General features: G+C 42.6%; 10 protein-coding genes. All 10 read right to left on the bottom strand.

The features are described from left to right. Window positions 1-8: 8 nt before the first annotated feature. A complete protein-coding gene (gene rplC / locus M2353_RS00170; protein ID WP_007496311.1) occupies window positions 9-638 on the bottom strand; it encodes a 50S ribosomal protein L3 in 630 nt (209 codons plus the stop codon). 37 nt (window positions 639-675) lie between these two features. Beyond that, window positions 676-984 carry a 30S ribosomal protein S10 gene (gene rpsJ, locus M2353_RS00165; RefSeq protein ID WP_003156464.1) on the bottom strand — a complete coding sequence of 103 codons (309 nt, stop codon included), beginning with the start codon at window positions 982-984 and terminating at the stop codon, window positions 676-678. A gap of 218 nt (window positions 985-1,202) precedes the next feature. Continuing rightward, window positions 1,203-2,162 (bottom strand): alpha/beta fold hydrolase, encoded by a 960-nt coding sequence (locus tag M2353_RS00160; RefSeq protein WP_072368411.1) that lies wholly within the window; start codon window positions 2,160-2,162, stop codon window positions 1,203-1,205. Window positions 2,163-2,271: 109 nt separating this feature from the next. After that, window positions 2,272-3,462, bottom strand: coding sequence for an elongation factor Tu (gene tuf, locus M2353_RS00155; RefSeq protein WP_007496302.1), 1,191 nt, complete (start codon window positions 3,460-3,462; stop codon window positions 2,272-2,274). Window positions 3,463-3,579: 117 nt separating this feature from the next. Continuing rightward, complete coding sequence (gene fusA, locus M2353_RS00150) at window positions 3,580-5,658, bottom strand: elongation factor G (RefSeq protein ID WP_007496301.1); 2,079 nt, start codon at window positions 5,656-5,658, stop codon at window positions 3,580-3,582. Window positions 5,659-5,712: 54 nt separating this feature from the next. Continuing rightward, window positions 5,713-6,183, bottom strand: a complete 471-nt coding sequence (gene rpsG, locus M2353_RS00145; RefSeq protein ID WP_003216884.1) for a 30S ribosomal protein S7 — start codon at window positions 6,181-6,183, stop codon at window positions 5,713-5,715. A gap of 121 nt (window positions 6,184-6,304) precedes the next feature. Beyond that, window positions 6,305-6,724, bottom strand: a complete 420-nt coding sequence (rpsL, locus tag M2353_RS00140; protein ID WP_003216962.1) for a 30S ribosomal protein S12 — start codon at window positions 6,722-6,724, stop codon at window positions 6,305-6,307. Between the two features lie 113 nt (window positions 6,725-6,837). Further along, a complete protein-coding gene (locus M2353_RS00135; protein WP_008345416.1) occupies window positions 6,838-7,086 on the bottom strand; it encodes a 50S ribosomal protein L7ae-like protein in 249 nt (82 codons plus the stop codon). 146 nt (window positions 7,087-7,232) lie between these two features. Beyond that, a complete protein-coding gene (gene rpoC / locus M2353_RS00130) occupies window positions 7,233-10,832 on the bottom strand; it encodes a DNA-directed RNA polymerase subunit beta' (RefSeq protein ID WP_035703898.1) in 3,600 nt (1,199 codons plus the stop codon). A gap of 61 nt (window positions 10,833-10,893) precedes the next feature. Continuing rightward, window positions 10,894-14,475: a DNA-directed RNA polymerase subunit beta gene (rpoB, locus tag M2353_RS00125; RefSeq protein ID WP_007496297.1), complete on the bottom strand. Its 3,582-nt coding sequence runs from the start codon at window positions 14,473-14,475 to the stop codon at window positions 10,894-10,896. Window positions 14,476-14,619: the final 144 nt, after the last annotated feature.

The following is a 14,619-nucleotide window of genomic DNA, read 5'->3' as shown; positions in this document are numbered from 1 at the left end:
TAAGAGAGTTATTTAGTTTTAACTGCACTCTTTACAGTTACTAGAGATTTTTTAGCTCCTGGTACGTTTCCTTTGATCAATAGAAGATTGCGTTCTGCATCAACTTTAACGATCTCAAGGTTTTGGACAGTGATTTGCTCTCCGCCCATACGTCCTGGAAGAAGTTTACCTTTGAATACTCGGTTTGGATCAACAGGTCCCATTGAACCAGGACGACGGTGGTAACGTGAACCGTGAGTCATTGGTCCGCGTGATTGTCCGTGGCGCTTGATAGCCCCTTGGAATCCTTTACCTTTTGATGTTCCTGTTACATCTACGATATCTCCATTTGCGAAAATATCAACTTTGACTTCCTGACCAACTTCATACGCATCTAACTCCACACCGCGTAATTCTTTTACGAAGCGCTTAGGAGCAGTTTCCGCTTTAGCAACGTGGCCTTTCTCTGGTTTGTTAGAAAGCTTCTCACGTTTGTCGTCAAAACCGATTTGGATTGCTTCATAGCCATCCGTGTCAGTAGTCTTCTTCTGAAGAACAACGTTAGCAGCAGCCTCAACAACAGTTACAGGGATAAGATCACCGTTTTCTGCGAATACTTGCGTCATACCAATTTTTCTACCTAAGATTCCTTTGGTCATTCGTCACACCTCCTATAATATGTGTTTTCTATTTGAATTAAAGTTTGATTTCGATATCTACACCGGATGGTAAATCTAAACGCATAAGTGCATCAACTGTTTGTGGAGTTGGATTCACGATGTCGATTAGACGTTTGTGAGTACGCATCTCAAATTGCTCACGAGAATCTTTGTACTTATGCACCGCACGAAGGATTGTGTAAACTGATTTTTCAGTTGGAAGCGGAATTGGACCAGATACACTAGCACCAGAACGCTTAGCCGTTTCAACAATCTTCTCAGCAGATTGATCAAGAATTCTATGATCATATGCTTTTAAACGAATACGAATTTTTTGTTTTGCCATTATTTTCCCTCCTTTTCGCCTACTTACGTTAGACAGTTCTCCGTGAGAAAAACCTGATCACCTTGCCATGGCAAAGCGGCCGGGTGTGTCAGCAACCTCTCACTTCATCGCAGTCAAAGACCAACATGCACTATTATACCAAATTGGCCTGCGTGTTGCAATAATAAATCGGATAAATTTATGATTTGCACACTTTTCATATTATACAGGGGTTCAGCCTATAAATCAAGCTTTCCCTGAAGATGATGTGTAGCTGTCTTCCTGACGATACGAATAAATTCTTCTGGCTCTTCAATATGCGGAGAATGCGCAGATTCTTTAAAAGTAAACCACTCTTTTATTGGTGCTGTAAGTTGATCAACATATGGTTTTGATACAGCAGCTGGTGTAATCATGTCATGTTCCCCGATGATAAAGTAGCAGGGTATTAATATAGAAGAAACTCGGTATTGAATGCTTTCGTTCATCAGCTCGTCCCACAGCAAATCCTGGCTATACTTCTGTCCCATAAGGAATTTCCACTTATCTTTTAGCTGATAATGCTTACTAACAAGAAATGCATACAGCATTTGAAAAAGTGGCTTCCACCTATGCGTGAGCCCTACTTTTGCGAACTCTTTGTATAGAGAGAACAAAGCATGAGCAGAGGTGCGTTTCCAAGGGGGTGGTGTCAGCAATCTTAGACATCTAGTGAAGAAATGCTTGCCTTGATATTTTTTTAGAAGAAGTTCGTACGATACAATATCCTCTTTTAATACATCAACCACCTGACTAATTCCATAATAGGCATGATACAAATCTGGTCGTTTATGTACAGCTTGTATCGCAATTAATGATCCCCATGAATAACCCGCAATGTATATTTTCGTTTGATCATTATAAGAAAGCAGTTTTTCTGTAAGCTCAATCGTATCCTCTACGAATTGCCCAATGGTCATAGAAGACTCAGGAATGTTTTTTTGATAAGACAGTCCTGCACCGCGCTGGTCCCAATGAACAACAGTGAAGTCTTGATCAAGTTCCTTATGAAAGGAATCGATATAACTCATTTGAGCTGAGCCTGGGCCACCGTGTAAAAATAATAAAACAGGTTTTGTTTTTTCTGCTTGATCTTCTTTTATCATAATCCATTGATCAAGCCCGCCAATCGGCCACTTTTTCAACATTGTCTTCGCCATTCCAGTGATCCTCTCGGTTCCATTTAGATTCTATAGCTTATAGTAGCCGTTATGCACTGGAAAAGCAAAAAAAAGAGACCCTTTTGCAAGGAGTCTCTTTTAACTGTTATTACTTAATGATAGTAGAAACGACGCCAGAACCTACAGTACGTCCACCCTCACGGATAGAGAAACGAGTTCCTTCTTCGATAGCGATAGTAGAGATAAGTTCAACTTCCATCTCAGTGTTATCGCCAGGCATTACCATTTCAGTACCTTCTGGAAGATGTACGATACCAGTTACGTCAGTTGTACGGAAGTAGAACTGCGGACGGTAGTTAGTGAAGAATGGAGTGTGACGTCCACCCTCTTCTTTAGAAAGTACATAAACTTCAGCTTTGAAACGGCTATGTGGAGTGATTGTACCTGGTTTAGCAAGTACTTGACCACGTTGGATATCTTCACGAGATACACCACGAAGTAGTGCACCGATGTTGTCACCAGCTTCAGCATAGTCAAGAAGTTTACGGAACATTTCAACACCTGTAACAGTTGTTTTACCGTTTTCTTCTTGAAGACCGATGATTTCAACTTCGTCACCGACTTTAACTTGTCCACGCTCAACACGACCAGTAGCAACTGTTCCACGACCAGTGATTGAGAATACGTCCTCAACTGGCATCATGAATGGCTTCTCAGTGTCACGCTCTGGAGTTGGGATGTACTCATCAACCGCATCCATAAGTTCGAAGATTTTTGCTTCGTAATCAGCATCACCTTCAAGAGCTTTAAGAGCAGAACCTTTGATAACTGGTACATCGTCACCAGGGAAGTCATAGTCAGAAAGAAGGTCACGAACTTCCATTTCAACAAGTTCAAGTAACTCTTCATCGTCAACCATGTCACATTTGTTAAGGAATACTACGATGTAAGGAACACCTACGTTACGAGAAAGTAGGATGTGCTCACGTGTTTGTGGCATTGGACCATCAGCAGCAGATACTACTAAGATCGCGCCGTCCATTTGAGCAGCACCAGTGATCATGTTTTTAACATAGTCAGCGTGTCCTGGGCAGTCTACGTGTGCATAGTGACGAGTTTCAGTTTCATACTCAACGTGTGCAGTTGAGATTGTGATTCCACGCTCGCGCTCTTCTGGAGCACCATCGATTTGGTCATAAGCCATAGCTGTACCTTTACCAGATTTCTTATGAAGAACTGTTGAGATAGCAGCAGTTAGAGTTGTTTTACCATGGTCAACGTGTCCAATTGTACCAATGTTAGCATGCGATTTGGAACGGTCGAATTTTTCTTTAGCCATTCTAAAAATCCTCCTTAAAGGTTCATTGTATTTGGTATGAGTGATAGAAAGTGAAGAGTTACCTCCCACTTTCTGATCTTCAATAGTAGTTATACTTTAGTTTAAAGGCAAAATCAATTATTCACCTTTATTTTTTTTGATGATTTCTTCACTGATGCTCTTAGGCACTTCTTCGTAGTGATCCATGTGCATAGTGAAAGTACCGCGTCCTTGTGTGTTAGAACGGAGTGCAGTTGCATATCCGAACATTTCAGAAAGTGGAACCATAGCGCGAACAACTTGAGCGTTACCGCGAGCTTCCATACCTTCTACACGTCCACGACGAGATGTGATATCACCCATGATGTCTCCCATGTATTCTTCTGGGATAACGACTTCTACTTTCATCATTGGCTCAAGTAGAACTGGGTTACATTTGCTGACAGCATTTTTCAATGCCATAGATGCAGCAATTTTAAACGCCATTTCGTTAGAGTCAACATCGTGGTAAGATCCATCGAATAATTTTGCTTTGATGTCGATTAATGGGAATCCAGCTAATACACCATTTTCTAGTGAATCTTCAAGACCTGCTTGAATTGCTGGAATGTATTCACGTGGAACAACCCCACCGACGATTGCATTTGTGAATTCGAAGCCTGCACCTTCTTCGTTTGGTTCGAATTCGATCCAAACGTGTCCGAACTGACCGCGTCCACCAGACTGACGTACGAATTTACCTTCAACTTTTGCACTAGAACGGAATGTTTCACGGTACGCAACTTGAGGAGCTCCTACGTTAGCTTCAACCTTGAACTCACGCTTCATACGGTCAACAATGATATCAAGGTGAAGCTCACCCATACCAGAGATGATCGTTTGACCAGTTTCAGTGTTTGTTTGTGTACGGAATGTTGGATCCTCTTCAGCTAGTTTAGCTAAAGCGATACCCATTTTATCTTGGTCAGCCTTAGATTTTGGCTCGATAGCTACATCGATAACTGGCTCTGGGAATTCCATAGACTCAAGGATAACAAGATTTTTCTCGTCACAAAGAGTATCACCAGTAGATGTATCTTTAAGACCAACAGCTGCTGCGATATCCCCTGCATATACAGTAGAGATTTCCTCACGGCTGTTTGCGTGCATTTGAAGGATACGTCCAACACGTTCACGCTTGTTCTTAGAAGAGTTCTTCACGTAAGAACCAGAATCAAGTGTTCCAGAGTATACGCGGAAGAAAGTTAGTTTCCCAACATAAGGGTCAGTCATAACTTTAAATGCAAGAGCTGCGAATGGTGCGTCATCAGTAGACTCACGTACAACCTCTTCATTTGTATCTGGCAATGTACCTTTGATTGCAGCAACATCAGTTGGTGCAGGAAGGTAGTCAAGCACAGCGTCAAGTACAAGCTGAACACCTTTGTTTTTGAAAGCAGAACCAACAAGAACTGGGTAGAATTCAACATTCAAAGTTCCTTTACGGATTGCAGCTTTCAATTCAGGAATTGTGATTTCTTCACCCTCAAGGTATTTTTCCATAAGCTCTTCATCAAGCTCAGCGACAGCTTCAATTAAGCTACTGCGAAGCTCTTCAGCTTTGTCTTTATACTCAGCAGGGATTTCTTGTGCATCAGAGCGAGTTCCAAGGTCATCTTCGTAGAAGTATGCTACGTTTTCTACAAGGTCGATGATTCCTTCGAATTGATCTTCAGCGCCGATCGGCAATTGAATTGCATGAGCGTTCGCTTGAAGACGATCTCTTAATGTGCTTACAGAGTAAAGGAAGTCCGCACCGGTTTTATCCATTTTGTTAACGAATACGATACGAGGTACTCCGTAAGTTGTTGCTTGGCGCCAAACTGTTTCAGTTTGAGGCTCTACACCTGATTGTGCATCAAGAACAGCAACCGCACCATCAAGTACACGCAAAGAACGTTCAACTTCAACAGTGAAGTCTACGTGTCCTGGTGTATCAATGATGTTTACACGGTAACCTTTCCATTGTGCTGTAGTAGCAGCAGAAGTGATTGTAATACCACGTTCTTGCTCCTGCTCCATCCAGTCCATTTGTGAAGCCCCTTCGTGAGTTTCACCAATTTTATGGATACGACCAGTGTAGTACAAGATACGCTCAGTCGTTGTCGTTTTACCGGCATCGATGTGAGCCATGATACCAATATTACGAGTTTTGTCTAAGGAGAACTCTCTTGCCATTGGGTAATTTCTCCTTCCTTATTAGGGAATAGTTTTTTTAGTTTGGTATAAATCCTACCAGCGGTAGTGAGCGAATGCTTTGTTCGCTTCTGCCATTTTGTGTGTATCTTCACGTTTCTTAACAGCAGCACCAGTGTTGTTAGCTGCGTCAAGGATTTCGTTAGCAAGACGCTCTTCCATCGTTTTTTCTCCACGAAGACGAGCATAGTTTACTAACCAGCGAAGACCTAAAGTCGTACGACGGTCTGGGCGAACTTCTACAGGAACTTGGTAGTTAGCTCCACCTACACGACGTGCTTTAACTTCAAGAACTGGCATGATGTTTTTCAAGGCTTGTTCGAAAACCTCCATCGCTTCATTACCAGTACGTTCTTTGATGATATCAAATGACTTGTAGAGAATAGTTTGTGACTTTCCTCTTTTACCGTCGATCATCATTTTGTTGATCAAACGAGATACAAGTTTAGAATTGTAAATTGGATCTGGCAAAACGTCTCTTTTTGCTACAGGACCTTTACGTGGCATCTGAATAGCCTCCCTTCTCTTTTAAAAGGATTTCTATCTGTCTTTCATCTCAATTTCATTGTCAGCTGCCTGACTCCACTGATCTGAACTCAACTTCTAAAAACCCTTATGTTTGTTTATATTATTTGCTTTGTTTAGGGCGTTTTGTTCCGTATTTAGATCGTCCTTGCATACGACCGTCAACTCCGGCAGTATCAAGCGCACCACGAACGATGTGGTAACGTACACCCGGTAAGTCTTTTACACGTCCGCCACGGATAAGTACTACACTGTGCTCTTGTAGGTTATGTCCGATACCAGGAATGTAAGCTGTTACCTCAATCAGGTTAGACAAACGTACACGAGCATATTTACGTAGTGCTGAGTTTGGTTTTTTCGGTGTCATTGTACCGACACGAGTACAAACCCCGCGCTTCTGTGGAGATGTTACGTTAGTGTGCTCTTTTTTGAAACTGTTGTATCCTTTGTTAAGTGCAGGAGACTTTGAGTTTTCAACTTTACTCACGCGTCCTTTGCGTATTAGCTGATTAATTGTAGGCATGTTGTTATTCCTCCCTTCATTACTTTTTTTATAACCCACATACCCAGGTGGTTCATCAAAAGGCAAAAAACAATGCTTTTGCATTTTAAGCATGCAAAAACAAAACAAGTACGCTATAACATAATGGCAACAGCTGCTGCCCCAACTTCAATTCCGCAGGCCTTGCCGAGCTTTTTCATGGAATCTACCACTAAAATGTCTACACCCTTCTCTTGCGCTAGTTTCATTACACTAGCGGTTAAAGCAGGATCAGCATCTTTCGCTACGACGATTTCCTTCACTGAATCTCGTTTCAGAGCTTTTACTGTTTGCTTCGTACCAATAATAATGGATTGAGCCTGTGATACTTTATCATAAGACATCGAATATCCTCCAAAGTAACAGGTTTTATTTTGAGCACCTTGGTTATATTATCATCATGGCAGAAGGATGTCAATATCGTTTGACAGATTATCTTGACATCCTTCACTATTTTTTGATGATTTTTATAGAAATCTTAAGAGAAAGATTACTCTACAGGAACCATATCGTCAGACGGCTGCACTTGTGAAACCGGCTTAACTTTACGGTAGTTTGGCATTCCAGTTCCAGCAGGAACAAGTTTACCGATGATGACATTCTCTTTCAAGCCAAGCAGTTCATCACGTTTTCCTTTGATCGCCGCATCTGTTAGGACACGAGTCGTTTCTTGGAAGGATGCTGCAGACAAGAATGAGTCTGTTTCAAGCGATGCTTTTGTAATACCAAGAAGAACTGGACGGCCTGTTGCAGGACGTTTGCCTTCGAATAGTACTTTTTTGTTCGCTTCTGTGAATTGGTGTACATCAAGAAGTGTGCCTGGTAATACATCTGTATCCCCCGCATCAGCGACACGCACTTTACGAAGCATTTGGCGAACCATTACTTCTACGTGCTTATCTCCGATTTCTACCCCTTGCATACGGTATACTTTTTGTACTTCATGAAGCAGATATTCTTGAACAGCTGTCATGTCAGTCACTTTAAGAAGTTCTTTCGGATCGATTGAACCTTCTGTCAGTACTTGACCACGAGTGACTTTGTCACCTTCAACAACTTTCAGACGTGCATTGTAAGGAGCTGTGTAAGAGCGAGTTTCAACTTCGCCTTGAACCACAATTTCCTGCTGCTTGTCACGAACATCGTTAATTTCAGCAACGACACCATCAATTTCAGAAATGGTTGCCTGCCCTTTCGGATTGCGCGCTTCAAATAACTCTTGGATACGAGGTAAACCTTGAGTGATATCGTCTCCTGCTACCCCACCGGTGTGGAACGTACGCATTGTAAGCTGTGTTCCTGGCTCACCGATCGATTGTGCAGCGATGATTCCAACTGCTTCACCGACTTCAACGTCAGTACCAGTTGCAAGGTTACGGCCGTAGCATCGTTTACATACACCATGAGGCGTGTTACATGTAAATGCAGAACGGATCCATACTTCCTCGATTCCTGCTTCAACCACTTCAAGTGCTTTATCTTCATCAATTAGTTCGTTTTCGCCAACAATGACTTCGCCCGTTTCAGGATGAATAATTGGTTTTCTTGCAAAACGTCCGATAAGACGTTCTTCAAGTTTCTCAATAATTTCATTTCCTTCTTTAATGGACTTCGCCAAGATTCCACGGTCTGTACCGCAATCTGTTTCACGGATGATAACATCCTGTGCAACGTCAACGAGACGACGCGTGAGGTAACCTGAGTCAGCTGTTTTAAGAGCTGTATCGGCAAGACCTTTACGCGCTCCGTGAGTGGAAATAAAGTATTCCAATACGGTTAAACCTTCACGGAAACTAGATTTAATCGGAAGTTCAATGATACGTCCAGCCGGGTTGGCCATCAGACCACGCATACCAGCCAGCTGAGTGAAGTTAGATGCGTTACCACGCGCTCCAGAGTCACTCATCATGTAGATAGGGTTGACTTCATCAAGGGACTTCATCAGTTTACCTTGGATGACATCTTTAGAAGAACTCCAGATCGAAATGACTCTCTCGTAACGCTCTTCTTCAGTAATCAAACCACGTCTGAATTGCTTCATGACGTTATCTACTTTTGCTTGCGCTTCTTCGAGGATCTTCTGTTTATCATCTAATACGACGATATCAGACACCCCAACCGTAATACCCGCTTTAGTAGAGTATTTGAAACCAAGATTTTTCATGCGGTCAAGCATTTTAGATGTCTCAGTGATATGGAATCTCTTAAAGATTTCCGCAATGATTTTACCTAAAATACCTTTTTTGAACGGCGCATTGATTTCTTGTTTCTCGATCGCAGCTTTGACATCTTCTCCTTTTTCAAGGAAGAAGCGGTCAGGCGTTTTTTCTTCAATATTGCTCTTTGTCGGCTCATTCATGTAAGGGAATGATTCCGGTAAGATTTCGTTAAAGATTAGTTTTCCAACTGTTGTAATCAACAATTTAGAACGCTGTTCATCAGTGAATGTCACATTCTTCAACGAGTTAGCTGCAACAGCTACACGTGTATGAAGATGCACATACCCATTTTGATAAGCTAGAAGGGCTTCGTTCGTATCTTTGAAGACCATACCTTCTCCGATAGCACCTTTACGCTCAAGTGTAAGGTAGTAGTTACCTAGCACCATATCCTGAGATGGCGTAACAACAGGTTTTCCATCTTTCGGGTTCAAAATGTTTTGAGCAGCAAGCATTAAGATACGAGCTTCAGCTTGAGCTTCAGCAGATAATGGTACGTGAACCGCCATTTGGTCACCATCAAAGTCAGCGTTGTAGGCAGTACATACAAGTGGATGCAGACGAATTGCACGTCCTTCCACAAGTGTAGGTTCAAACGCTTGAATACCAAGTCTGTGAAGAGTTGGTGCACGGTTTAGTAAAACTGGATGCTCACGAATTACTGATTCTAAAACATCCCAAACTTCCGGCTGCACGCGCTCAATCTTACGTTTCGCGCTCTTAATGTTGTGAGCTAATCCTTTTTCAACAAGCTCCTTCATCACGAATGGTTTGAATAGTTCAAGAGCCATTTCTTTCGGAAGTCCACACTGATACATTTTCAAATGTGGTCCAACGACGATAACGGAACGTCCAGAATAGTCAACACGTTTACCAAGCAAGTTTTGACGGAAACGTCCTTGTTTCCCTTTCAGCATGTGAGAAAGAGATTTCAATGGTCTATTTCCTGGTCCTGTTACTGGTCGGCCTCTACGTCCATTATCAATCAAGGCATCGACAGCTTCTTGAAGCATACGCTTCTCGTTCTGAACGATGATGCTTGGCGCGCCAAGATCTAATAAACGTTTCAGACGATTGTTACGGTTGATGACACGACGATAAAGGTCGTTCAAGTCAGAAGTAGCAAAACGTCCGCCATCAAGCTGAACCATTGGACGTAATTCTGGTGGAATAACCGGAAGTACATCAAGGATCATCCAAGACGGTTTGTTTCCTGAGTTACGGAAAGCTTCCAACACTTCAAGGCGTTTGATCGCACGTGTACGACGCTGTCCTTGAGCTGTTTTTAGCTCTTCTTTGAGTGTATCTACTTCTTTCACAAGGTCGATATCTTGAAGAAGTTTGTTAATTGCTTCTGCACCCATAGCTGCTTGGAAGGTGTTACCGTATTTATCTAAATAAGCACGGAATTCTTTCTCAGAAAGAAGTTGTTTCTTCTCAAGCGGTGTGTTGCCCGGATCAGTCACGACGTAAGAAGCGAAGTAAATCACTTCTTCTAACGCACGTGGTGACATATCTAGAACAAGACCCATACGGCTTGGGATACCTTTGAAATACCAAATGTGGGAAACTGGGGCAGCCAGTTCGATATGCCCCATTCTCTCACGACGGACTTTTGCCCGTGTTACTTCTACACCACAACGGTCACATACAACACCCTTATAACGAACGCGTTTATACTTTCCACAATGACATTCCCAGTCTTTTTGCGGTCCGAAGATACGTTCACAAAAGAGACCATCTTTTTCCGGTTTCAGTGTACGATAGTTAATCGTTTCAGGCTTTTTCACTTCACCAAAAGACCAAGAACGGATTTTATCAGGTGATGCGAGACCGATGTTCATATACTCAAAATTGTTCACATCTAGCAAGGGGCCTACCTCCCTTTTAATCTTCGGGTTATACCCTAGTCACTTGCTCTAATCGTTTCTGCTATTCTTTTGTGACTGCGTCACGTTCAAGATCGACAGGTGCGAGGTCTGCAGCATCTTCGTCATTAGATAACGCTAATCCGTCTGCTTTCTTCGTTTCCTCATCGTCTTCTAAATCTCTCATTTCTATCTCTTCTTCATCGCCAGATAGGATTTTCACATCCATACCTAAACTTTGAAGTTCTTTAATTAATACTTTGAATGATTCAGGGACACCTGGTTCAGGTACGTTATCCCCTTTGACGATCGCTTCGTATGTTTTCACACGACCCACAACGTCATCCGATTTTACAGTTAAGATTTCTTGAAGTGTATATGCTGCACCGTAAGCTTCAAGTGCCCATACTTCCATCTCTCCGAAACGCTGTCCACCAAACTGTGCTTTACCGCCCAGTGGCTGCTGCGTAACAAGTGAGTATGGTCCAGTTGAACGAGCGTGAAGTTTATCGTCAACCATGTGAGCCAGTTTGATCATGTACATGATTCCGACTGATACACGGTTATCGAATGGTTCACCAGTTCGACCGTCATAAAGGACTGTTTTCGCATCACGGGACATACCTGCTTCTTCAAGCGTTTCCCAAACATCTTCCTCACGCGCACCATCAAATACTGGTGACGCAATGTGGATGCCTAGGTAACGTGCAGCCATACCCATATGAAGCTCAAGTACCTGACCGATATTCATACGAGATGGTACCCCTAGAGGGTTTAACATGATATCAATCGGTGTTCCATCTGGAAGATATGGCATATCTTCTTCTGGAAGGATTTTGGAGATAACCCCTTTGTTACCATGTCGTCCGGCCATTTTGTCACCTTCAGAAATTTTACGCTTCTGAACGATGTATACACGGACTAACTGGTTAACACCTGGTGGTAATTCATCTCCATCTTCACGGTTAAAGACTTTGACATCGTGGATGATTCCGCCGCCGCCGTGTGGTACACGTAGAGACGTATCACGTACTTCGCGAGCCTTTTCACCGAAGATTGCATGTAATAGACGTTCTTCAGCTGTTAGTTCTGTTACACCTTTAGGCGTTACTTTCCCGACAAGAAGATCTCCGTCTTTTACTTCTGCACCAATACGGATGATTCCACGCTCGTCAAGGTTGCGTAAAGCATCTTCCCCAACGTTTGGAATATCACGCGTAATTTCTTCTGGTCCAAGCTTTGTATCACGAGCTTCTGATTCATATTCTTCAATATGAATAGAAGTGTAGACGTCATCTTTTACAAGGCGCTCACTCATAATGATCGCATCCTCATAGTTGTAACCGTCCCAAGTCATGAAGCCGACCATGACGTTACGTCCTAGAGCCAATTCACCTTTTTCCATAGAAGGACCGTCTGCAAGGATTTCTCCTTTGACGACTTCATCTCCAACACTTACAATTGGGCGCTGGTTGTAGCAAGTCCCTTGGTTAGAGCGGACAAATTTCAGCAAGCTGTATTTGTCTAGGTTTCCTTTGACTTGTTGTCCGTCAACGTCTTCATAACGGCGAACCCAAATATTCTTCGCTTCAACACGTTCTACAACACCTGGGTAACGACAGATCACAGCAGCACCAGAGTCTTTACCTGATACATACTCCATACCTGTACCAACAATCGGTGATTCCGGCTGCATCAAAGGCACAGCCTGACGTTGCATGTTTGCTCCCATTAGAGCACGGTTAGAGTCATCGTTTTCTAAGAATGGGATACATGCTGTCGCCGCAGAAACAACCTGCTTTGGCGAAACATCCATGTAGTCAACGCGGTTTCGAGGAACAACGGTGTTTTCCCCTCTAAAACGAGCAATGATATTATCATCGATAAACGAACCATCTTCACCTAATATAGCGTTCGCTTGTGCTACAACGTAGTTATCCTCTTCATCAGCCGTTAAGTAATCGATTCTCGGCGTCACTTTACCTGTTTCAGGGTCAACCCGGCGGTAAGGTGTTTCAATAAAGCCGAAGCGATTCACTTTTGCAAATGAAGATAGAGAGTTGATCAAACCAATGTTTGGACCCTCTGGTGTTTCAATCGGACACATACGCCCATAGTGAGAGTAGTGAACGTCACGAACTTCCATTCCTGCACGCTCACGTGTCAAACCACCCGGTCCAAGCGCTGACAGACGACGTTTGTGCGTCAATTCAGCAAGCGGGTTTGTTTGATCCATGAACTGAGAAAGCTGAGAGCTACCAAAGAACTCTTTGATAGAAGCGATCACAGGACGGATGTTGATCAGCTGCTGAGGTGTGATCGTGTTCGTGTCTTGAATCGACATTCTTTCACGAACAACACGCTCCATTCTGCTTAAACCAATACGGAATTGGTTTTGCAGAAGTTCACCTACAGAACGCAGACGACGGTTACCAAGGTGATCGATATCATCTGTGTCACCTACTCCATGAAGCAGGTTAAAGAAGTAACTGATTGAAGCAATGATGTCAGAAGGCGTGATGTTCTTCACAGCTTCCTCTACATATGCATTACCAATCACGTTGATCACTTGCTCGCCTTCTTGATCAGTTGGTGCATAAATCTTGATAGATTGAAGTTCTACTTCATCTTCTACTACGCCACCGTTTGGATAAAGCTTTCTAAATCCGATGCCGTTTTCTAAGTATGGAAGAACTTTATCAAGCACTCTTCTATCTAAAATTTGACCTTTTTCTGCTAGGATTTCACCTGTTTCAGGATCAACTAGCGTTTCAGCCAATTTTTGATTGAATAGTCTATTTTTAATATGAAGCTTCTTATTAATCTTGTAGCGTCCAACATTTGCTAAGTCATATCTCTTCGGATCAAAGAAGCGAGAGTCTAGCAAGCTTTTCGCATTTTCAACAGTTGGCGGCTCTCCAGGACGAAGACGCTCGTAGATTTCGAGAAGTGCTTTATCGGCATTCTCTGTATTGTCTTTTTCCAACGTGTTGCGTAAGTATTCATTCTCGCCAATGAGGTCAAGAATCTCTTGATCAGAGCTGAAGCCGAGAGCACGCAAAAGAACCGTAACCGGCAACTTACGTGTGCGATCGATGCGTACATAGACTACATCCTTCGCATCAGTTTCGTATTCTAACCATGCGCCACGGTTTGGAATGACAGTCGCAGTAAAACCTTTTTTACCGTTTTTGTCTACTTTACCACTGAAATATACACTTGGAGAACGTACTAACTGAGAAACGATTACACGTTCCGCACCATTAATGATAAAAGTACCTGTGTCTGTCATGATTGGGAAATCACCCATAAACACGTCTTGGTCTTTTACTTCTCCAGTTTCTTTGTTAATTAAACGAACTTTTACTCTTAGTGGAGCAGAGTAAGTTACATCACGTTCTTTTGATTCTGCTACAGGATACTTAGGATCCCCTAGGCTGTAATCAATGAATTCAAGAGAAAGGTTACCAGTAAAATCCTCAATTGGGGATATATCTTGAAACATCTCTCTAAGACCCTCATCAAGAAACCACTGATAAGAAGAGGTTTGAATTTCAATGAGATTTGGTAATTCTAACACTTCGCTTATGCGTGCGTAGCTTCTGCGCTGGCGGTGTCGTCCATACTGAACTAGTTGACCTGTCAACTGATTCACCCCTCAAATCATGCGTATTATATGTGTAAAAAGTATTTCTGTCTTTCAAATGTCAGTAAAGAAATACTTTTACAAGACAAAAGAAAAAAGGGTTTCTAAAATAAGAAAACCACATCCAAAAACAAATACCGATTT

The organism is Bacillus aerius (genome assembly GCF_029894105.1).
In the GTDB taxonomy this organism is placed as follows: domain Bacteria; phylum Bacillota; class Bacilli; order Bacillales; family Bacillaceae; genus Bacillus; species Bacillus altitudinis.
This window is presented reverse-complemented; position numbering and strand designations above follow the sequence as displayed.